Consider the following 22,458-nt stretch of genomic DNA (forward strand, 5'->3'; position numbering starts at 1 on the left):
TATTAAAATTCAACCAATGCCATTTAGGTCGTAAAACACATGAATAGCGTACAAATAGAAGAAAATGTCAAGAGTTTGGTGAAACAAGTATCAAGCCAAAAAATTTCGAAAGATGATTTTGTCTACGAACTGTTGCTGGCATACGGACATCGTAAGTCGGTAGTGAACCGTGTTAAGTCTGGTGAGCGTAACCTAGCGAAGGATGCTGGTGAGGTGATCTTAAAGCGTCATCTTTACTTTAAACCATGTACATCAAACTTGTTTGCTGAAATAGATGCTCTCAAAAACAGCAAAACGGTTGCTACCAACAAGATTCGTTTTGTTGTTATTACTGATTTCTCTCAGCTTATTGCTATTGATACAAAGACTCAAGACACGCTTGATATCGAGCTTGGTCAGCTACCGAAACATTTTGATTTCTTCTTACCGTGGGCAGGTATGGAGAAAATGGTTTATCGCGGTGAAAACCCTGCGGATGTCAAAGCGGCTGAGAAGATGGCGGATTTTTTTGACCATATCAAAGCAACTAACTACCCAGCGAATGCCACGAAAGAACAGTTGCATGATTTGGTAGTATTTCTCAACCGCCTACTTTTCTGTTTCTTTGCAGAAGACACAAAAATCTTCTCTGAGAACCAATTCACAAACCTTCTGAATCAACATACGCAAGAAGATGGAATCGATCTACAAGGCGTGTTTGAACGTTTGTTTTACGTATTGGATACGCCAGCACATCAGCGTAATGATTTTCCAAGGTATCTTAATGATTTTCCGTATGTTAACGGTGGGTTATTTAAGCGCCAGATTAGAGTGCCAACATTCGATGCCAAAGCTCGTCGTATGTTGCTTGATTCTGGTCAATTAGATTGGGCAGATATAAACCCTGATATTTTTGGTTCGATGATTCAAGGTGTTGCCGACCCTGAAACACGAAGCAAAATGGGGATGCACTACACCTCAGTATCAAACATCATGAAAGTGATTGAACCGCTGTTCTTGGATGATCTTTATGAAGAGTTTGATAAGTGCAATGACAATATCAACAAACTGAAGAAGCTTCAGGTTCGACTAAGCCGCATTAAGTTCTTTGACCCTGCGTGTGGTTCAGGCAACTTTTTGATTATTACGTACAAAGAAATTCGTGAATTAGAAATTGAGATCCTAAAGCGCATTCGTGAGCTTGAGTCAGAGTCTGAATCAGGAATTATAGGATTATTTGATGAATCTCATTCTGCGATTCACCTAGACCAATTCTATGGCATTGAGCTCGATGATTTTGCTCATGAGATGGCAATTCTTTCATTATGGTTAGTTGATCATCAAATGAACATGGTGTTTGAGACTGAGTTTGGTTACACAGCACCAACGCTCCCATTAAAGCAAAGCGGGCGGATTGTTGCAGGTAATGCAGTACTGATGGACTGGGAGTTGGTTTGTCCTTGTACCGACTCCGAAGAGGTATATATTTTAGGTAATCCGCCATATTTAGGAGGGAAGTATCAATCACCGAACCAAAAGGCTGATATGAAAAAAGCTTTTAGCGGCATAAATAAATTTGGTGAGCTAGACTATATTGCTTGTTGGTTCTTTAAAGCATCAAAATATATAGCTGAATCTAGTGGCGTTTTTGCTTTTGTATCTACTAACTCGATAAATCAAGGCGCACAAGTCCATCAATTGTGGCCTTTGATTTTTGATATGGGGTTAGAGATAGGTTTTGCTTATAAGCCATTTGTCTGGAGCAACAATGCTAGAGATAAAGCCGCTGTGATTTGTACCATACTAGGAATTAGGAAAATAAGCGGTTCACCTAAATCAATATATGAATCCACAAGTAAAAAAAATGTAAAAAATATCAGTGCATATTTAAACGAAGGCGATAACACAATAGTTAATCAAAGCCTAAAGCCTATATCATTGCTGCCAAAATTAATAACAGGTAATAGCCCTTACGATGGCGGAAATTTAATATTATCAATAGATGAAAAAAATTCTCTTTTAGATGCTTATCCTGAAGCAGGCAAGTTTATTAAGCGTCTTTGTGGTTCACAGGACTTTTTAAATGGACAAGAACGGTGGTGTATTTGGATCTCTGAAGAAGAATACGAAGAAGCTTACTCAATCCCTCCCTTAAAAGAACGAGTTGAACTCGTACGTGAGTTCCGTATCAACGGTGGTGATGTTGCTAGAGGGCTAGCAGATAAACCTTATAGGTTTAGATATACGCATCAAGCAAAAGAGCACCTGATAATAATACCACGAGTATCATCAGAAAGAAGAAAGTATATTCCTTTTGGGTTTTTAGGTGCTGAAATTATTGTTTCAGATTCAGCCCAAGCTATTTATGATCCTGAAGTATGGGTATTCGGCATACTAAGTTCTCGTCTACATATGTCTTGGGTGAGGCTGACAGCAGGAAGATTGAAAAGTGATTACAGATATTCATCTGCTATGTGTTACAACACATTTCCTGTGCCTGAACTAACTCTAGCAGATAAAGAAGATATTATGGAGGCAACGATTGGTGTTATTTCAGCAAGAGAAATGCATGCTGAATTTTCATTGGCAAAATTATATGATCCAGAAAGAATGCCTGCAAATTTGAAAGAAGCTCATGTTTTACTAGATGAGTGTATAGAAAGAATTTTCTTTGGTAAGACCATTCCCGAAGAAGAGGAGCGTCTTGAAATTCTTTTGAGAATGTATGAAAAAGTAATGGGTAAAGTGAATGCCTGATTTAGTCAACGTAACCTATGCTCAAACAGGTGAAAGCACCAACAACGATGAGATGGGAATGCGAGCCATGCAGGCTCGTGCTTTTGAGCATCGCGCAAGCCAGTATTTATTGATTAAAGCCCCACCTGCTTCCGGTAAATCTCGTGCTTTAATGTTCATTGGCTTGGATAAACTTCACAATCAGGGTATCGACAAAGTTATTGTCGCTGTTCCTGAGCGTTCTATCGGTGGCTCATTTGGATACACTGAGCTAACTAAATTTGGTTTCTTTGCGGATTGGAACATCAATCCGCATTACAACCTTTGTACGTCTGCCAGCAATCAAAGCAAAGTTAAAATCTTTAAGGAGTTTTTAGATAGTGATGAGCGCATTTTAATCTGTACTCACGCTACCTTGCGCTTTGCATATCAAGAGTTAGAAGACTTCGCTTTTGACAATATCTTATTGGCAATCGATGAGTTCCATCATGTTTCTGCTGATGGTGACAACGTGCTGGGTGATGTGTTGCGTGCGCTCATTGAGAACAGTACCGCACACATCGTTGCGATGACAGGTTCTTACTTCCGTGGCGATAGCGTATCAATCCTGACTCCAGAAGATGAGATGAAGTTTGATAAGGTCTCTTTTAACTATTACGAGCAACTGAACGGCTATCAGCACCTTAAGTCTTTGGGTATTGGTTACCACTTCTATAAAGGTCATTACCTCACTGCAATTGCAGAGGTGCTAGATACTGATAAGAAAACGATTGTCCATATCCCCAACGTAAACTCTGCCGAGTCAGGAAAAGATGATAAATATGAGCAAGTCGCAGCTATCTTAGACATTATTGGTGAGCATCAATTCACCGACCCAGATACTGGTGTCATTCATATAAAACGTAAAGAAGATGGAAAAATCATTAAAGTTGCCGACCTCGTATGGGATGAAAACGATAGAGAGAAAACACAGGCATTTTTACGTGATATTGACCATGAAGATGATATTGATATCATCATTGCGCTGGGCATGGCAAAAGAGGGTTTTGACTGGAGTTTTTGTGAGCATGCTTTGACGATCGGCTACCGCAACTCTTTGACGGAAATTGTGCAGATTATCGGTCGGTGTACTCGTGATAGTCATAACAAGGCTCATGCTCAGTTTACTAATTTGATTGCTGAACCTGATGCTTCAAGTGATCAAGTCAATTATGCTGTAAATAATATGCTTAAGGCAATCACTTGTTCTCTTCTTATGGAGCAAGTATTGGCACCAAACTTTAAGTTTAAAACAAAAAGTCCTATAGATAAGGAACCAACACCGCCGGGGGTGATCAGCATTGGTGGTTTGAAAGAGCCAAGCACCAAGCGAACTAAGCAAATATTAGAAACAGACCTTGATGACTTAAAAGCTTCGATTTTGCAAGATGACAACATTGTTAAAGCATCTGCCGCAGGTCATGACCCTGAAGTTATTAATAAGGTGCTGATCCCTAAAATTATAGAGAAAAAATACCCAGACCTCTCTAAAGAGGAGATAGAGGAAATACGTCAGCGAGTTGTTGTGGACTCAGCGCTTTCAGCATCTGAAATTAAAGAGGAGGGTGGCAAGAAGTTTGTTCGCATGGCTGATAAGTTCATCAATATTGATGAGCTGCATATTGACCTTATCGACCAAGTAAATCCGTTTCAGAAAGCGTTTGAGATCCTATCAAAAGCGGTTAACACAGATACACTTAAGTTGGTTCAAGACTCTATTGAATCGACTCGTATGCAAATGTCTAAAGAGGAGGCCATTGCGTTGTGGCCGAAAGTTCAAGCGTTTGCAAATGAGAACAATAGGAATCCAGACCTTAACTCTCGTAATGGGCGTGAGCGTGAGTTGGCTCAGTGCGTTATATATCTGCGTCGTCTTGCACAAGAGCAGGTAGCAAATACTCAAAAAGAGGCTATGTAAATGGATGATTGGTTAAAAGCTATTCTAGCTTCTGATACGCAAGGCTTATTAAAAACAAAGCCTAAATCATCGGCACCTACAGCCGATGACCACCTAATTGCTAAGTTTAAGCAAATTAATGAATTTTTTGATAAACATGGGAGAAAACCGCAAGCTAATCGTAGCAATCCGATTGAGCTGATGCGCAGCAAAAGCCTAGAATCTATCCGCAGTAACGAGCATCATTGTCGTGCGTTGAAACAATACGATATTCATGGGCTTTTGCCACGATTTGAAGAACCTAAACCGGCTTCTATTGAAGCGATATTTGCGGATGATATGTTAGGCATATTAGATTTACCAGATGACAGTATCTTTAATTTAAAACACGTTAAAAAGACCTTGGGAATGCCCCAGCATATTGCCAAGCGTAAGAAGTGCGCCAACTTTGATGAATATGAGCCTCTGTTTCGGCAATGTCACGCTGATCTTAAAGCGGGTGAAATGGAGGCTGTTCAATTCACCGGTGAGCAGCAAATTAAAAAGGGTATGTTCTTCATTCTTCACGGGATAACTTGCTATGTCTCTCATATGGAAGAGAGGCAGAAGAAGAATGGCAAGATAAACGCTCGATTACATCTAGTTTTTGAGAACGGTACAGAATCAGACATGCTGCTGCGCTCACTTGCTACTGAGTTGTATAAAGATGAAACAGGTCGTCGTATTTTAGCTAAAAGTGATACAGAGTTGGATGAATTGCTGAACATCACTCATGACGATAAAAAATCAGGTTACATTTATATTCTCAAATCTTTAAGTAATGAACCAGAGATCAGTAGAGTGAATAATTTATATAAGATTGGTTATTCCACCACTCCCGTAGTGCAGCGTATTGCTAATGCAGAGAAGGAACCAACTTATTTAATGGCATCAGTTCAGTTAGTTTCTGAGTTTGAGTGCTACAATATGAAAACACATAAGTTTGAAGGGTTGCTACATACCTTCTTTGGACATTCCTGTTTGGATGTAAAATTGGCTGATCATAAAGGAATTGTTCACACACCGAGAGAGTGGTTTATTGCTCCCCTAGAATGCATCAAGCAGGCAATACAAATGCTTATTACAGGTGACATTGTCAACTATCGATATGATGCAATAACGCAAGAAATAGTAGAGAGAACGACACCTTGAGTATATCGGACGTTGTAATAGCTGCATCTAAACCGGATACTTCACCAGTAAGACATAGACCTATATTTAAGGTGTGTCTGACCCGCTCCCCACGGATCAATTCAGACTGTCTAAAGCAACGTCTGCTCATGGCACAGTGCGGGCAAGCTCAATGAGCTAAGGGTCCGCAGTGAGCGAGGAGCGGACATGAAAGCCATAGTGGAACCTGTTAACAGTCACCAGCAGAACCAGTGACAGCCCTCATGAAGGCTTTACCTAACTCAGTAAAATAATACTCATGAGTATTAGTGCAAAGGCCTGCACGATCTAAACTGGCAAAAGTCATATTTAGCAGTCGCAGATCAATCCCATTTTCTAATTGTTGTTTTTTAAAATCATTCCAGCTTTTGGGTCTTCCTGGCTCCTGACCTGCTCCCCGTTGATTAGTACACCCCGATTTTCGTAATGTCTTTATAAGCCACATGAGGACATCCCCATGAAGAAGCGTTTTTCCGACCAACAGATCATCAGTATTCTCCGCGAGGCCTAAGCCGGAGTATCCGCCCGTGAACTCTGCCGCAAGCACGCCATTTCCGATGCCACGTTTTACACTTGGCGTAAGAAGTATGGTGGTATGGAGATGCCTGAGGTTAAGCGCCTGAAGTCGCTTGAAGAAGAGAACGCCAGACTCAGGAAGCTGCTTGCCGAAGCCATGCTGGATAAGGAGGCGCTTCAGGTGGCTCTGGGGCGAAAGTACTGACGACAGACCAGAAGCGGGAAGCCGTGGTGTTGATGTGCGATGCGACCGTTCTGTCGCAACGTCGTGCCTGCAGACTCACAGGTTTATCCCTGTCGACCAGCCGCTATGAGGCTCAGCGTCCGGCTGCAGATGAACATTTATCAGGGCGCATCACTGAGCTGGGACTGGAGCGCAGGCGTTTTGGCTACCGTCGCATCTGGCAGTTGCTGCGCCGTGAAGGGCTTCATGTTAATCATAAGCGCGTGTACCGGCTTTATCACCTCAGTGGCCTGGGCGTAAAACGCAGAAGACGTCGTAAAGGGCTGGCAACAGAACGTCTGCCGCTGCTCCGCCCGGCGAAGCCCAATCTGACCTGGTCGATGGATTTCGTCATGGACGCATTGGCCACCGGTCGCAGGATCAAGTGCCTTACCTGCGTGGACGACTTCACGAAGGAATGCCTGACGGTCACTGTTGCCTTTGGGATTTCAGGTGTGCAGGTCACGCGTATTCTGGACAGCATTGCGCTGTTTCGCGGCTACCCGGCGACGATAAGAACTGATCAAGGCCCGGAATTTACCTGCCGCGCGCTCGATCAATGGGCCTTTGAGCATGGCGTAGAGCTGCGGCTTATCCAGCCCGGCAAGCCTACACAGAACGGATTTATTGAGAGTTTTAACGGACGCTTTCGCGATGAATGCCTGAATGAACACTGGTTCAGTGACGTCAGTCATGCCAGGAAAACCATCAGTGAATGGCGTCAGGATTATAATGAGTGACGCCCGCACTCCGCGCTGAATTATCAGACGCCGTCTGAATTTGCGGCGGCCTGGAGAAAGGGTAATTCTGAGAGTGAAGGATCCGACATTACTAAGTGAGCGTTGTATCTAATCCTGGGGGCAGGTCATGACGTCACATCCTGTAGGAGCTTGTTTTCTGATTGAATCACTACGGACGCCCCTCATATAAATGTATTCTTCTTAGCTTAGAATTATAATTTATCTGTACAGCTAAGAAAAAGAAAAAAGCTAATCCTTAGCTAAAAAACATTGTTTAGCTGTTCAGATAAGGATTGTATTATGGATAATGAAAACGCTGCAAGCAGGGCACTAAGCAAGAATTAAGAAAGGGCATTCGCATAGAGTATGTAGACATTACGAGTGGTTAAATGACCCAGGAGCTGTTCATTGACAACCGAGTCGGTTTGCAAAGTCCTCTCCTGGCTGTGAGTTCAATCAGTGTGTTGCATCCATCGGTTGAACTCACAGCACAGAGCGGACTATCTCTATGTCAATTTACGAGTAACGATTCAGCCTGCAACCAGCGCTCAAAATTTTGCAATGCAATTTCATTGATTCCTGTTTCAACCGGTTTTACCAAACAAAATGTTTTGCTCAGTTGTTCTGATTGCGGCCAGGGTGCCACAAGCGATCCTCTGTTTAGCTCTTTTTCGACGTAGATGCGCGGCACCATCGCCACGCCTTGACCCGCCAGTACTGCAGCTATCGCCATTTCATGAAGGTCATAACGGACACCTTGCGCCGGGTTATCAAGGACTATCCCACTTTGCTCGGCATAATGCAGCCAGGCTTCTGGGTTCTGCCGCCGGTGAATACGGGGGAGCGTATTTAGCTGTCCAACGATGTTGTTTCCGGTTAACAGGTCGGGATGGCACACCGGCACCAGCCTCTCCTCAAAGAGGACCTGCATGCGCATGCCTGCCCAGGCCGGGTGCTCAAAATGAATCACCGCGTCAAAGCCGCTCCCGGTGAGAATGAAGGGATCGGTTCTGGCCGCGATATTCAATGTGATGTCCGGGTATAAGGATTGGAAGCCGCTAAGGCGGGGGATAAGCCAGCGGCTGCAAAACGTTGGCAGTACAGCAATTTCCAGACTTCTACTGCCTTCAGGCATTCCCATCACATATTGAGTCTCCCGCTCGAGTCGTTCGAGCATTTCTCGTACGTGATGGGCGTAGTGTGTCCCCACCGTATTGAGCTTTACCCGGGTTCCCGTCCGGTCAAACAATTTGCACTCAAGCAGAGACTCCAGCCGGGCAATCTGGCGGCTGATAGCGCCTTCCGTCAGTGATAATTCTGCCGCAGCCCGCGCAAAATTACCGTGCCTGGCAGCAGCTTCAAACGCCTGAAGTGAAGCACTGCTGGGAATTTTTCTGCGCATTAATATTGCCTTATTGAAAGGGTGATATCCGTTGTTAGTGACTAAATGTCACTAACGGTTGAGTTAATATCGATTTATTGCCGGAATTACAACATATAGCATGAGTAAAAGTCACTAAGGAGGGCCAGCGTGTACCTTTTAATCTACAGGCGGAGGTGAGCCAATGTTCTACATCGTGGAGTGCAGCTATACCGATCCTGAAAGTGAGAAAGTGTGGAATGACTTTTACAGTCTGGAAAAGCTGCCCGCGCTGATCTCGGTCATTGGATTTAGTACTTCCCAGCGCTTTCAGTCCCTGACGCCAGGCTGCCCCGTATATCTCGCCATTCATACGGTGAAAGATGCGCAGGTGATAACCAGTAAGGAGTACAAGCTGAAAGGGGGCGGTAATTTTTCACGCTGGCAAAAGCACATCACTGATTGGCACCGTAACCTGTATGAGGGTGAAGGCATGGCACCCGCCGTATCCAGTGATGAATTCCTCCTGCTTAGCACTCACCCTTTGAGTGTTATTGAAGGGCAGGGATATCGGGCACTCGAGATGCAAGCGTCAGGGTTGGACAGAACGCACGACCGACGTATTGCATACGTGGTAAAGCGTGATACTGCAGCGCAAATAGCAGATGTGCCCGGCGTATACCTCTATAAGCCACTGACGGCGCAACTGACCAATTTGCCTAAAACCAGAAGGGACCGGAATTCATGACAACATGCCCAATCTGACGTTTTATTTATTCCAATAACTCGCGCGAAGGTTCACTGATGTAAGCGATTAATAAAGGGCTACAGAGCATGTTGCGCAAGGACTCTGCGTGCAGATTCGAAAAATGTTCGTGTCACCGGTGTGGAGATAAAGCCTGGATGTGGGGATCCGCTCTATGTCTAACACTTTTATCGTCAGATTACATGACGTACACCCGATGTCAGGAAGGGACATTATGCGTGAGCTAGAACAGGCCATTCGAAATGCCTCGGATTTCACACCGCGTATATGTTTTGCAGCACCAAATCCATTTGCACGCAATTAACCCGAGGCAATTATGATCCATCCGTCTTTTTCAACCCATCAAGTTGGGGATTATCTGGTGACAGCGCTCAGTGATGGCACAATGTCAGCCAGCCTGGATTTGCTGTCAGGCATCGAAACAGCTGAAGCCGCCGCTATCCAACACAACGCCCAGATCGCTGAACCGGGCAATATTCATATCAACGGTTATCTTATTCAGGGCAGAGGGCGGGTCATCTTGGTGGATGCCGGTGCGGGTGGGCTGAATCACGTAGGCGGGCAGCTCAAGACGCGTCTCGGTGCAATAGGCGTCAGGCCCGATGACGTCGATACCGTCTTACTGACGCACGGCCATCCCGATCATATTGGTGGTCTCTTGGATGCAGAAGGGCAACCTGTTTTTAAACAGGCTGAACTTCATCTTCACCCTCTTGAAGCACAATATTGGCAAGATAATGAGGTATTCAAGGTGGTGAATGAGCGCGGGCAGCGTAATTTTAATCTGACCCGCCGGACGCTAGACGCCTATGCCCGGCAGGTGCGCCTGTTTGATGAGGGCGAGATATCGGAGGGTATTCTTCCCGTATGGTTGCCAGGACATACACCAGGTCATACCGGATTTCGCATTACCTCCGGGGAGGAGTGCCTAGTGATCTGGGGAGACATCGTCCATTTCCCGCATATCCAGTCAGCACGCCCGGAGGTGTCCATTGCTTTTGACTGCGACCCTCGCCAGGCCGAAGAAACACGGAAAAAAATCCTGGCCCAAGTGGCAAAAGAAAAACTTCTCATCGCAGGAATGCATTTAGACCGAGCGGATTTTGCCCATGTGCTCAACGCGGGTCAGGGGTACTGTATTGTCTACCGAGAACATAAATGAGGATCCTCCTTTGATTGAACACCTGCCAGCCCCTCAATTGACCTCGTCTTGTCAACCATTAGAGTGAGAGATATCGAGCACACTCGGACAGGTTATTAAAGAGGAGGCAGCCCGCGATGCGTGCAGGGGATACGAATCAGCAAAAGGAGGGCGGGTTGGCGATAAGAAAAATCCGCCAGAGACACATCGCGTCTTATCGGTTTGTGATGCTATTTTTATTACGTTGAAGGAGACAGATTACCTACATGTGTGCAAAGATTTCTCGTGAATTTTTAGAATGGTACTATGGTTATGTATTCGGTTCCTTTTCCTGTTATTACGTTGTTTGCGCTATTGATTTTGATAACAATGGCGCTATTGCCTGAAAAAAATCGCCACAGCGGGACACTGCGTTTTCTTATCGCCTGCACTGTCCTGCTGTCTGTAGGCATGCTGCGTTGGGAATATGAGTCAGTTATGCTGAGGAATATTCAATCTGTCTTGGCAATTCTCCTTCCCCCTCTCGCATGGCACAGTTTCATCTCAATGACGGATATCAATAAGCAGCGTCGCTGGCTTTTGTTGCTGTTACCTCCAGCCATTGCATTATTGATCAGGATGTTTTGGCCGGTTGCGACAGATTTCATCCTCTTTATCATATTTACGGGATACGGATGTGACCTCCTACGCATTGCATGGATAGGGGAGCGTAACTTCACGCTGAGCCGACTGGCGGAGTCAACGTATCCAGCTAAGATGGCATTTTTCGCAGGCTGTTTTCTGTGTATATCTGCACTGACAGATCTTGCAGTGACATTCGACTTTCGCATTACCGGCGGAAAACAGGCCGCTGGTATGATTGTCATTTTCCAGATGACACTGCTTCCTCTCATCGCCGCAGCTATTGTCAGTGCGGGAAGGACAACCGTATCAGGAAAAGAGAACCGGGAAGAAATGCGGCCCGTGAGCGTTGCGGTACCCGTGGGAGAGTTTCAAGGGATTTATTGTAGACTCGAGAAACACGTGCGTGAGACACAAATTTATCTTAATCCCGACCTCACTTTGAGTATTCTGGCGAGAAAAACAGGCATACCAGCACGGCATCTTTCGGGCGCGGTTAATTCTGTCAGTCAGTGCAATGTGTCACAGTGGATCAATGGCTTCAGGATTGAGCGGGCAAAGGAACTGCTGTTAAGCACCCTTCTGCCCGTGACGGATATCATGCTGGAGTCTGGATTTACAACTAAATCAAATTTTAATCGTGAGTTTCTCAGAGTTTCTGGTGTGTCACCAACCTTGTTCCGCCAGCAGGTGCAGAGTAATCAAGCGAAGAATTCAGGAATGCACTGATCTTAGCCACGAGATTTTGATGAATATCCGCTCTCTTTGCTTGGGGGCCATCCTGGCAAACCACCTCATCGCCAGGTGATTCTTCGTTTAGGAGGTTTTCAGCGCCGGGTTTACAAAGCTGCATGAAACTGAAATGTGTGGCACCGTCAATGACCTCATAGTGCCTCCAGTTTGGTTTCATATTGGCAGCAAGGTATCCAGATTCCTGTCCTGCGGGTAATTCTGCTAATTGGTCCCCCTGTGCGGCTAAAATCAAGACGGGAATATTAATGGCATTCAGACTCTGAGGGGTAAAACCCGGGGTTAGTCCGAGATCAAGAGAAACGACAGCTCGGATCCTGGCATCCCTGTTATTTGCCGATAGTTTATCCATGGAATACGTATCATTGATGCCAAGTTTTTCTATTAACCTGCAGTCACCACGTTTGGAATGGTTTTGGCAATCTTTGATAAATACAGAGGGGGCAAATCGCGCACCTGCCAGTGACATGACTGTCCATCCCCCAAGAGAATGCCCTAAAGCAGAAATACGACTCTTGTCCGTAACGCCGAATAGCGCGGGCGAGTCACTGACGAAATCAATTACCCGCGAAATATCGCGCGGGCGTCGCCACAGCTTTTTAGCCTCTATCGGGTTCTGATCAAACGTAGTTGTACCTGGGTGGTCCGGGGAGGCAACAATATATCCTTCCTCTGCCATCGCCGCGGCAATCCAGGACAAATTCCGCCAGTTACCGTTGTATCCGTGTGAAATAACCAGAAGAGGATGAGATCCTGGTAATGGCAGTGCATTGGGGGTCACAGTAACCCCAACAAAGGCGGGATTATTTCCTATATCTTCTGTCATTCCCTCCGAAGACGCCGGATACCACACTGCCACATCTAGCTCTTCCGACTTTTGGCCTGATAATGTTATCAGACGAAAGCCTGGGGATGCCTGAACCTGTAGGCAGTAAAAGAAGACTGACAATAAACAAAAAATGCGGATGCACGTCATAAATAGCCCTGTATTGATGAATTGTGCAAGATGTATATATCAGGCAGGGCATCCTGGCGTCCTAGAACACGATTGAGGTCGCGAATTTAGCTGTTTTTAGTACTCCTTGATTCAGCACCACAGGATATTTGCTATTTTGGGCATGGCAGGATGCCGTTAAGCGCTCAACTTTCGCTGCCTGCTGTAGGCGAAATGTGCAGGTAGCGTTTAGGTCACTCTCCCAACTCGATGATTGCCAACTTAGCAATCTCTGCGGCGTGTGAAAGGTATCATTGCTTGCCAATGACCATGTTGTTGAAAGTCCGCACCAGGCATTGATCCATTTGATAAGACATTCTTGCATCATGCCAACCCTCTCGCTGACGATACTGAGCACTTGAGTGAAAACTTCAGTGACACAGCACCACTGTGACAGAACGCATATAAATGCCTCCCTTACCACGGTGATATGCACAAAAATAGTCAGATAACTCCGCCCTACACCATGTGAAGCCTGACGGGTTCAAGTCATGGCTAAAACCAAGGATTTTATTTTTTCCGCCTTTTCAAAATGATCCAGTTTCATCTTCATGATCCACCAATGCGCAACCTCCATCAGCAACTCTGGATCATCATTTTTATTGGCAAAAAATGCATAGAACGACAGTCCAACATTACTGCCTTTGGTCGCGATTTTTGCCTCACATATTCTAATGATTTTTTCCTGCATTCCTGCCCGCACATTCTCTCCTTTTTAATTAGCAGGGCCTGAGTCTCTTCAAGCTCACCTCAGTTGATGTGGTCCGATAAAACAGTCTAAACCCACGACCGCAGCCCAATCTAAAAATCACTCAGTTATCCCCCTTTAAGTTGTTGTCGATGGCGGGGCGCTAGGTAAATCAACGGCAGGGACCACTTCACGAACACAGCGGTGAAGCAGGTAAAAAGCGCAAAGGCGTTGGACTCTGTGTGTCTCGGGTTTTCTCCATTGGCAGTTTCCCCCTCAAAGAGCCCTGCCGCGAGACGCATGCACACGATGACATGCCTCAGGCTCGTAATAGATGAGGCATTTAGGTCATAGCTGGTGATGGCACCATTCTTTGCCGTGTAAACCAGCCTAGAGGTTAATGGATTTACCCCGGGCCATCACTCCCCGCCGCCAGCAATGGTACCAGGATGTCACTAATAGGGGTTGGGATACCCTGTGAGTGTCCATATCGCTGAATGACGCCGTTGCGTATATCCCATTCCATCGAGCGGTTAGCCTGGCGGTCGGCAAGGATAGAGGTGCCTAAATCCGCGGGCGCCCGCTGAAAACCCGCTATGATCTCTTGTGGAACATTATCATGAAGTACCGCACCCTGCGCACGCGCGACAGTCAGACATTCATGAAGATATGCCAGCGCCAGCTGCGTGATATCCCTGCGCGCGAACATTCCCGCGCGTCGATTTGCGAGCACCATCAGACCTGCAACCGCATTCTGCAGCAGTTTGCGCCAGGCAATCGAGAGGAAATCGTCGGCTAACTCAACCCCACAGCGGGTGCCGCTAAGTGCATCAGCCACACGTTGTGCCTGCGGCACATCCGGCAGCGTCACACGCGGTTTGGCGCGTAGTCTGACCGACGCATCGGGCTCGCGTTGTGCCGGAAACCACACCACCGAGGGCAGCACGGTTGCCCCGCGGACATAGGGCGCCAGCAGGGTCTTCTGCTCCACGCCATTTTGCAGCGCACACACGACCGTATTTTCATTGCACAACGCGGCCAGCCAATCGGCGCTGTCAGTCACCTGGGTAGTTTTGACCGCAATAAACACCAGGTCCATTGGATGTGTGACCGCAGAAGGGTTACTTAAGACCGGACCTGGCACCACGATCTTCCCCTCATCGTGGTGAAGGATTAAGTGCGCATGCGCGGTACGCCCGCATAGCAGGGGGGTGCGGTTAACTTCATGAAGCGCTGCGGCAATCGTTGTGCCGATCGCACCGGGACCAATGAGCGCAATGTTTGGGCGGTCAGACATAATGGGTTCTCCTGATTTGATTAACCTATCATCAGCGTGCCGGATGCAATCACCGTACACGCCAGCATTTTTCGCAGTGTGAGCTTTTCACCCAAAAACAAATAACCCAGAACGGCTGCAAACAAGACGCTGGTTTCGCGCAGCGCAGAGACAGCACCCATCGGTGCAGCCATCATGGCGTAAATAATCATGCCGTAAGCCAGCAGCGACACCAGTCCCCCGGCAGCCGTCATGACAATGCCGGGGCGCCAGCGCAGTAAACTTTTTGCGTCCCGCAGAGTGATGTAAAGGGCTGGCATCAATGCGCCCCATAACATGCTCATCCACACGGTGTAGGAATACGAATTGCCGGAGAGGCGCACACCTATCCCATCCACGACGCTATACGCGGCAATAAAAGCCCCGGTGGCGAGGGGGTAGGTGAGGCCCCGTGCCGCCAGCCTGCGGCCTCTTATGGCAAGGATCAAAATACCGCCAGAAATTAACCCGATGCCCAGCAGGGTGTCTATGTCGACATTTTCCCCGGCAAATATCGCCGCTCCACAGGTCACCATCAGCGGCGAAGAGCCGCGTGCAATGGGATAAGCCTGACCCAGCTCCCCGGTTTGATAACTGCGTATCAGGCACAGGTTATAACCCACATGAAGCACACCCGATAACACCACGTACGTCACGCTCGCCACCGCGGGGAAGGGGAGAAACAGGGCAAAGACGGCGCAGCTAAGAGCGATGGCCATGCACATGATGGTCATCGACCAAAGCCGGTCAGCACCGCCGCGTAATAAGGCATTCCAGCAGGCATGCAGAAGGGCGGCGAATAATGTCAGAAAAATAATGGGTGTGGGCATGCCCTGATGTTAGTCAGCACTTGCCCGGATTTAAAGCGATGCTTTGTCATCCCTGCATGAGTCAATGCTCATGATTTAACGGTAGCTGAGTTGTGCCTGGTGAGATTCACTCAACAGCCAGCTGCGAAATTTCTGGATGTGTGGCCGCGTTTCAATGCCCGCTGGACAGACGAAGTAATAGGCCGCAGGTGAGGGGAACGGTATGTCAAAGAGGCGATTCAGGCTGCCATCGAGGAGCTCTTTCTCAACGTGGCCACTGCGTGCGAGCGCAATACCCTGACCCAGTAACGCGGCTTCAATCGTCATATTCGTGTCAGCGAAGCGCACGCTCTCATGGAGTACGTCGGTATTCAGACCCACCTGCTTAAACCATGCGTCCCATTTAGGCACCAGGTCGGCACCCTCACGCGTCAGCAGGGGGTAGCGCAACAATTCAGCAGGAACTCTCGGGATGCCAAAGCGTTTTAAAAGTGTCGGACTTGCAACCGGAAAGAGTTGTTCGCGAAACATAAAATCGGAATGCAGAGCGGGATAATTACCATGGCCGAATCGAATCGCTACCTCCGAATCTGCGCTTGTGAAGTTAATGGCGCTATCCGTGCTCTCAATCGTCACCAGGATCTCCGGATGCAGGCGTGCCAGACCCGGCAGGCGAGGTAACAACCACTTTAGCGCAAAAGAATAGGTCGTATTAACGAGCAACCGTACCCGCCCTTTTTGTTCACGCTGGTCGGCGAGCGTGGTTTCCAGTTTGCTAAAGAATTCGCGCACGAGGGGGGCAAGGGCTGTGCCGGCAGGTGTTAATCGCAAGGTTTTACCACGCTCAAAGAGCTGCAAGCCCCAAAGTTCCTCCAACTTTTTAAGCTGATGGCTGACCGCACTTTGCGTGATAAATAACTCTTCTGCAGCTGAGGTAAACGTAGCGTGCCGGGTGGCGACCTCAAAGGCGCGTAATGTGGCAGTAGGGGGGAGATCACGCATCTTTTCGTCCTATCAATGAGCTTTAACTCATGTCAGGATAAGCTGGAGCGGAGGTCATTGTCACGACTACAGTGAAATATACAAAGCTTGCGTAGTACGTCAAAGTCCGAAGAGTATCCCCCTGCTTACTCTTTTGAACTCCGTCGGAGGATTTCACTGCGGGTCGTCATATTGCCTTTTACCTCAGTGGATTAAAATTACCTTCAGCATTTATTTTTCAATGTACTGCCATGCGAATGCCTTATACGATGGGCACAAAGCGATCGGATATGTGCCTCTTTTGTCCCAAATTAGCAGGAATGCTATTTCTAAAGGGGAGCGACGAGACGCTGCAGGGGGATGACATCACCACCTACAGATAATAGCGGCGAAGCTCAACACCCAAAGTTGTATATGATGAATATTGGGTGCGAGCTTTTCATTCTATTAACAAGATGAGACGTGTGTGATTTCCCGGTCTTACTTGCTGAGTAAGGCCATCACTCAGTCAGATTCATATTCAAGGCCGCCTTTATTCATCAGCTTACCGGGTATAATAGCAATGGCTTCTTTAGCGGTCGTCATTTTTGCAGTTTGCGCAATATATTCCTTAAAATGAGGGGTCATACGATGGGCCAGATAAGCCACTTCGCTGGCGTAGATTTCATAGAAATACCAGCGGTGATCATTCGCCTTATCGACAGTGGCATACATGGCCAGCACACCGTCTTCTCGTTTAATCGACTGCGCCATTTCGGGTAAAACAGCATCGCGAAAAGCCTGCCCAAACTCTGGTTTCACATCAACGATGACAAAGTTATTTATCGTGTTATCACTTTGCACAATCTTTTTATCAGCCAGGAATTGCGGTATCACCTCAATTCTACGCTTTTGGCTCGTTTCCAGAATATCCGGTGAATTGCGCAAAAATTCTTTATAGCTTGTTGAGTTCAGGTGTCTCTTGTAAGCATCGCTATCAGCATAAATTTCAAATAAATAAATAACAGAAGGGTTTGTTTTCTTTCTGGCTGAATACATCGCAAGGGTGCCTGATTCACCGGTTACCGAAGCAGTAATATTTTTTTCAGCCAGGCTGTCAAAGGCATTCTCTTTATGTTGCTTAATGTCGACTTCAAAAATAGTGAACATGGGTGAAACAAATGCTTTCTGCTCCTGAGCAACAGCAGAACTACTCAGAGCCAGCAAAAGTGATAAAGAAACCCCGGCTTTCATAAACGACCTCTTTTTTCGACTGCATTAAACTTTGTGCTGCTATTCCTGATTAGACGCGTTAACCATGGCCTCATCACAATCCTTACTGGTTGATTCGCAGGGGTGAGAGTCGCGGCGCTTGCTCAGACAGCGGCGGTACGATGCCATCAACCACATGAGGAACGTACGGTGCCTCCAGCGCTGCAATTTCTTCTGGCGATAATGTCAGGTTAAGGGCTTCCACGGCGGTTGACAGGTGTTCTGCTTTAGTGGCACCGATGATTGGCGCAGTAATCACAGATTTAGACAGTACCCATGCAAGCGCAACATGTGCACGAGAGACGCCCCGCTCGGCGGCAATCTGCGCCACAACCTCAACCACTTTCCGGTCCTGCTGTGCAGCATTTTCATACATTTTCAGCGCAAAGGCGTCGTTCTGCGTTCGGGGCGTGGTTTCATTCCAGTCGCGTGTCAGCCGGCCGCGCGCCATCGGACTCCAGGGAATCACACCCACGCCTTGATCTTCACAAAGCGGCAGCATTTCCCGCTCTTCTTCCCGATACAGTAAATTGTATTGCGGTTGCATAGAGACAAACCGCGTCCAGCCGTAACGCTCGGCGACATGCTGCATCTTCGCAAAACGCCAGGCTTCCATTGAGGAGGCGCCGATATAGCGAACTTTCCCGGCTTTCACCAAATCGTGAAGTGCTTCCATGGTTTCTTCAACCGGTGTGCTGTGATCAAAACGGTGAATCTGATACAGATCCACATAATCCATACCTAACCGGGTCAGGCTGTCATCGATGGACTGAAACAGAGATTTTCGCGAGAGAAAACCGGTGTTTGGCGCGTTCCGCCACGGGAAAAAAGCCTTGGTGGCGACGACGATCTCATCCCGATACGCCATATCGCGTAGTGCCCGACCGACAATTTCTTCTGAGCTTCCACCCGAATAAATATTCGCCGTATCAAAGAAATTAATTCCGGCCTCAAGTGCTTGACGTATCAACGGCCGTGAAGCACTTTCATCAAGCGACCAAGGCTGAGGAAGACGTTCTGGTTCGCCGTAACTCATGCATCCCAGACACAGTCGCGATACTTTCAGGCCGCTTCGCCCCAGGTTTACATACTGCATAATCCGCTCCCTACCACGTTATTTAATGAAATTTGTCACGTCTTTTATTGCCAGCTTCCCACTCTTTTCGGGATAAATTCACGGATCTCATATTGAGCGAGACCAGGGTAATAGGGGTCTTCACTCAGGATGTTTTCCAGTTCTTCCCGACTTGCAGATTGCGCAATGATGACCCCTGCTCTTTCGCGGTCCGAATAGGGGCCGATAAGAACAAATATGCCTGCGTTGAAATACCGCTGAAACCAGCTGGCATGGCGCGTGAAAAGCGCTTCATGCTCCACAGCCGTAATATCGTCATTCACCGTAATATTGATGAGATACATTTTTCCGCCTCTTTTTTACACAGCCATTCTTAAAGGAGGGTTCGTTTCTTGAATTGCGGTAATCAGACGTGCGGCGTGATCTCTAGCCATTGCTTTGTGTTCCAGGACTTTAGCTTCATCACGCCCTGCATAGCTGATGCCAAAGGTGTAAACCGGTTCTTGTAAATCCAGATTGCACATCTTTGCGGTGGTTTCAAACGAGGTCATGTATTGCTGAATGTCGTGGCCGAACAAACCTTCAGGGGAGTACAGGCCCTCTGGTGCTCCGGCAGTAAAGGAAATGATCAGCTTTCTACCAGCCAGTTTTGCGGTTGAGCCATGGGCAAAACCGTGGACAAATACCTGGTCAATCCACAACTTCATTAACCCTGGCACTGAATACCAGGAAAAAGGAAACTGCCAGACAACCACATCGGCGTTGATTAAGGCTTCCTGTTCCTGTGCTACGTTGATTTGGTAGTCAGGATAGAGAGCATCAAGAAAGCGAATTTCGGCCCCGGGCAGCGCTCGTGCAATTTCACCCAAAATAGTGGCATTGCCAATGGACTCCTGAAGATTTGGATGACCTGAAACAATCAGTACATTTTGCATTTTTGGCCTGCCTTACAGTGGCTTGTTTTAATTGAAAGTGAGTATAAACCCTCGCGATTATGTTTTTTAGGGCAGTAATAGCTCATGCAATCTTAGCCAATAGCTAATAATATAATTTTGTTTCTTCTTCTGGATGACGCCATGAATAATGTCATTTACAACCAAATCCGTATTTTCCAGAGCATCGCCCGTGAAGGCAGCATCACGGCTGCGGCCAGGAAACTTGAGATAACGCCCCCCTCCGTGAGTAAAGCGTTAAAACTGCTTGAGCAACATATGGGGCATCCACTTTTTGTGCGCACTACGCGGCGTATTGAGCTGACGGATGCCGGGGAACAGCTGTTGCATCAGACATCGCAAGCTGTTCAGTCACTGGAAAGTGCGGTTGAAAGCATTAAAGACTTGAATCAGGAGCCCGCCGGGCTGGTCAGAATTACGTTGTCGCGCTTTGCTTACCTGCTTATTCTCAAGCCCTGTATGGCGGAGTTTTGCCAGAGCTATCCGGGAATACAGTTGGAGATATCGGTGTATGACGGCACCGTGAATATGATTGATGAACGTTTTGATTTGGGCATACGTTTTGGCGATATCCTGGAAGAGAACGTTGTGGCTCGCCAGTTGATGAAACCGTTTCGTGAAGGTTTGTACGCATCACGAGCCTATCTCGCAGAACACGGTACACCCAAACTGCCGACAGACTTGCATCAGCATCAACTCATCGGCTATCGCTTTATCACCAATAACCGCATTCTTCCCCTGAGACTGGAAGATAAAGGAGAGCCATTAACCGTTGAAATGTCCGGACAGCTCATCAGCAATGATATTGATGTTATGGCTGATGGAATACGCAGTGGCATGGGAATTGGCCGATTGTTTGAGCCGGTATATGAATTGCAGCCCGATAAAGAGCAGTTTATCCCGGTGATGATGCCTTACTGGAAAACTTATCCAGCGGTTTATCTCTACTATTTAAAAAATACCGGTAAGGCAAAGCGAGTCAAGGCACTGATCGATTTCTTAATGATGAAAACCAAATAGCGATGGTGTTGACCTGTCTCCACTCTCATGGGACTTGGGTGACCCAACACGCTATCAGATGCCCATAAGGGAGACGCGGTCAGTGAGGGTATTGGGTGTTGAGCTGAAGAGTCGGATAACCTATTCGTCAATCGTCCTGATAACGGACTGTTTTACTGTGCTCATTTAACATGACGATGGCAGTGTAAGTGCGCTGCACCCACGTTAATCCTTACTGCAGAAATTTCTCTCTTTCCCAAAGTTCAAGACGTACAGATTATGTCAGCAAGGCTGACGGTATTACCGCTGCAGCGCGTAGATGTCAGATCGCCGGATGGGGAGTCTGCTATGCCTGAAGGTTGAAGGGCCAAATTATTATGTCTTTCACCCAAGGCATGGAATGCAATGCAATAATGCCTTTTATCCGTAGTTTCAAACCTCAATATTTTCGATACTACCTGAAAATTTAAAAAACCTGCCGTACAACAGTGATGTCTCAAAGTTTTAGACAAGCCTCCTAAAAGAGGGGGGAGTGACATTATGTGAAAGTCTGAATAAATAAGACCTCATGAGATTGTTCAAGTTATAGCATTGCCCTACTGTTAAAGAGTGTTTTAAACCTTAAGGAATGATCATCATGTTTAAGCGTCGCGCTTTAAAAACGATGTTTGCGGCGGTTATCTCTTTCACTGTTCTTGCAGTACCCGTGTTTGCCAATCCCGGTAATGGAGCTAATGGAGAAGGTCAGGGCGGGAATCATCAAGATAGTAGTGGTAATCATGGGAATAAAGGTCAGGGGAACGCCAAATCAAAGGGGGACCATGGGCATCGCAAAAACTATGGTAAACCAGATCATGTCGACGTCGATATCAGCTTCTCTCGTGCTCGCTCTCTGGCTGTGAATCATGGCCTTGTGGGTTATCAGGCGCTTCCTCCAGGTATTGCTAAAAACGTAGCCCGAGGTAAACCATTACCTCCAGGTATTGCAAAGAAAACGCTGCCCACTTCGATGATTAACGAGTTGCCATACTACCCTGGCTACGAATGGCGAGCCGTGGGTGATGATTTAGTGCTGGTTGCGTTAAGTACCGCTATTGTGACTTCTGTTATTAACGGTGTTTTTGATTGACGGCAACTCCTTTAAAAAACGCCGAATTGGGGCTTTTTTATCTACCCAATCAACACCGCAGCTTATTCGTTAAAGCATTCCTGTGTTGCATCCTTCATTGACTCATATTCACGCGCGGAAAATGGTCGATGGGGTAGGCTAAAGATTCACGATGTGTTGCATTCGAGACAGAGCGGAATATAGACATTCATACCGTGACTGCTCCCCGCTGTAAACGGCGAGGCTTCCCACTTCTTAGGCTGCAACCGCCTTTATGACGGACTTACACTGGCCTCGATGGGCAGTAA

At 47.1% G+C, this 22,458-nt stretch carries 19 protein-coding genes and 1 pseudogene; 9 read left to right on the forward strand and 11 right to left on the reverse strand.

Annotated elements, in window-relative coordinates:
* Positions 1–39: 39 nt before the first annotated feature.
* From D5398_RS24225 to D5398_RS24235, 3 genes are read left to right on the forward strand one after another with little or no spacing between them, the layout of a single operon-like run.
* Positions 40–2,736, forward strand: a complete 2,697-nt coding sequence (locus tag D5398_RS24225; RefSeq protein ID WP_120509901.1) for a DNA methyltransferase — start codon at positions 40–42, stop codon at positions 2,734–2,736.
* A complete protein-coding gene (locus D5398_RS24230; RefSeq protein WP_120509902.1) occupies positions 2,729–4,672 on the forward strand; it encodes a DEAD/DEAH box helicase in 1,944 nt (647 codons plus the stop codon). The genes D5398_RS24225 and D5398_RS24230 overlap by 8 nt, the downstream gene beginning before the upstream one ends.
* The gene (locus D5398_RS24235; RefSeq protein WP_120509903.1) at positions 4,673–5,842 is read left to right on the forward strand and encodes a GIY-YIG nuclease family protein; all 1,170 of its coding nucleotides are present in this window, start codon (positions 4,673–4,675) and stop codon (positions 5,840–5,842) included.
* Between the two features lie 208 nt (positions 5,843–6,050).
* Here D5398_RS24235 and D5398_RS25505 read toward each other — a convergent pair whose 3' ends face one another.
* Positions 6,051–6,407: a hypothetical protein gene (locus tag D5398_RS25505; protein WP_162940838.1), complete on the reverse strand. Its 357-nt coding sequence runs from the start codon at positions 6,405–6,407 to the stop codon at positions 6,051–6,053.
* Between D5398_RS25505 and D5398_RS24240 the strand changes: the two are divergent.
* Positions 6,318–7,438, forward strand: a pseudogene (locus D5398_RS24240) (IS3 family transposase). The gene D5398_RS25505 and the pseudogene D5398_RS24240 overlap by 90 nt on opposite strands.
* Before the next feature lie 412 nt (positions 7,439–7,850).
* Here the strand turns inward: D5398_RS24240 and D5398_RS24245 are convergent.
* Positions 7,851–8,741, reverse strand: a complete 891-nt coding sequence (locus tag D5398_RS24245; RefSeq protein WP_120509904.1) for a LysR substrate-binding domain-containing protein — start codon at positions 8,739–8,741, stop codon at positions 7,851–7,853.
* Between the two features lie 163 nt (positions 8,742–8,904).
* On the opposite strand from D5398_RS24245, the gene D5398_RS24250 reads away from it, so the two are divergent.
* The 3 genes from D5398_RS24250 to D5398_RS24265 all read left to right on the forward strand — a co-directional run bounded on the left by D5398_RS24250 (position 8,905) and on the right by D5398_RS24265 (position 11,956).
* Complete coding sequence (locus D5398_RS24250; protein WP_120509905.1) at positions 8,905–9,447, forward strand: sugar ABC transporter; 543 nt, start codon at positions 8,905–8,907, stop codon at positions 9,445–9,447.
* Between the two features lie 334 nt (positions 9,448–9,781).
* The gene (locus tag D5398_RS24260; protein WP_120509906.1) at positions 9,782–10,627 is read left to right on the forward strand and encodes an MBL fold metallo-hydrolase; all 846 of its coding nucleotides are present in this window, start codon (positions 9,782–9,784) and stop codon (positions 10,625–10,627) included.
* 291 nt (positions 10,628–10,918) lie between these two features.
* Positions 10,919–11,956 (forward strand): helix-turn-helix domain-containing protein, encoded by a 1,038-nt coding sequence (locus D5398_RS24265; protein ID WP_120509907.1) that lies wholly within the window; start codon positions 10,919–10,921, stop codon positions 11,954–11,956.
* Here D5398_RS24265 and D5398_RS24270 read toward each other — a convergent pair.
* From D5398_RS24270 to D5398_RS24310, 9 genes are all read right to left on the reverse strand, one after another.
* Complete coding sequence (locus tag D5398_RS24270) at positions 11,877–12,803, reverse strand: alpha/beta hydrolase family protein (protein ID WP_244216839.1); 927 nt, start codon at positions 12,801–12,803, stop codon at positions 11,877–11,879. The two genes, D5398_RS24265 and D5398_RS24270, sit on opposite strands and share 80 nt — an antisense overlap.
* A 652-nt stretch (positions 12,804–13,455) precedes the next feature.
* Positions 13,456–13,674 carry a DUF6500 family protein gene (locus tag D5398_RS24275; RefSeq protein ID WP_120509909.1) on the reverse strand — a complete coding sequence of 73 codons (219 nt, stop codon included), beginning with the start codon at positions 13,672–13,674 and terminating at the stop codon, positions 13,456–13,458.
* A 391-nt stretch (positions 13,675–14,065) separates the two neighbouring features.
* Positions 14,066–14,956, reverse strand: coding sequence for an oxidoreductase (locus D5398_RS24280; protein WP_120509910.1), 891 nt, complete (start codon positions 14,954–14,956; stop codon positions 14,066–14,068).
* A 20-nt stretch (positions 14,957–14,976) separates the two neighbouring features.
* Positions 14,977–15,804: a DMT family transporter gene (locus D5398_RS24285; protein ID WP_120509911.1), complete on the reverse strand. Its 828-nt coding sequence runs from the start codon at positions 15,802–15,804 to the stop codon at positions 14,977–14,979.
* Positions 15,805–15,879: 75 nt separating this feature from the next.
* The gene (gene gcvA / locus D5398_RS24290) at positions 15,880–16,785 is read right to left on the reverse strand and encodes a transcriptional regulator GcvA (protein ID WP_120509912.1); all 906 of its coding nucleotides are present in this window, start codon (positions 16,783–16,785) and stop codon (positions 15,880–15,882) included.
* A gap of 483 nt (positions 16,786–17,268) precedes the next feature.
* Positions 17,269–17,997 carry a putative quinol monooxygenase gene (locus D5398_RS24295; RefSeq protein WP_120509913.1) on the reverse strand — a complete coding sequence of 243 codons (729 nt, stop codon included), beginning with the start codon at positions 17,995–17,997 and terminating at the stop codon, positions 17,269–17,271.
* Between the two features lie 82 nt (positions 17,998–18,079).
* Entirely contained in the window at positions 18,080–19,111 is a 1,032-nt protein-coding gene (locus D5398_RS24300) for an aldo/keto reductase (protein WP_120509914.1), read from the reverse strand.
* A gap of 44 nt (positions 19,112–19,155) precedes the next feature.
* Positions 19,156–19,434: a YciI family protein gene (locus tag D5398_RS24305; RefSeq protein WP_119823985.1), complete on the reverse strand. Its 279-nt coding sequence runs from the start codon at positions 19,432–19,434 to the stop codon at positions 19,156–19,158.
* Between the two features lie 15 nt (positions 19,435–19,449).
* Positions 19,450–20,025 carry an NAD(P)H-dependent oxidoreductase gene (locus tag D5398_RS24310; RefSeq protein ID WP_120509915.1) on the reverse strand — a complete coding sequence of 192 codons (576 nt, stop codon included), beginning with the start codon at positions 20,023–20,025 and terminating at the stop codon, positions 19,450–19,452.
* A 141-nt stretch (positions 20,026–20,166) separates the two neighbouring features.
* Here D5398_RS24310 and D5398_RS24315 point away from each other — a divergent pair, with 141 nt between their 5' ends.
* Both D5398_RS24315 and D5398_RS24320 read left to right on the forward strand, forming a co-directional pair.
* Positions 20,167–21,063: a LysR family transcriptional regulator gene (locus tag D5398_RS24315; RefSeq protein WP_119823989.1), complete on the forward strand. Its 897-nt coding sequence runs from the start codon at positions 20,167–20,169 to the stop codon at positions 21,061–21,063.
* Between the two features lie 616 nt (positions 21,064–21,679).
* A complete protein-coding gene (locus tag D5398_RS24320) occupies positions 21,680–22,171 on the forward strand; it encodes an anti-virulence regulator CigR family protein (protein WP_120509916.1) in 492 nt (163 codons plus the stop codon).
* The last annotated feature ends 287 nt before the right edge of the window (positions 22,172–22,458 follow it).

It is taken from the genome of Rahnella bruchi (genome assembly GCF_003614975.1).
Lineage (GTDB): Bacteria > Pseudomonadota > Gammaproteobacteria > Enterobacterales > Enterobacteriaceae > Rahnella > Rahnella bruchi.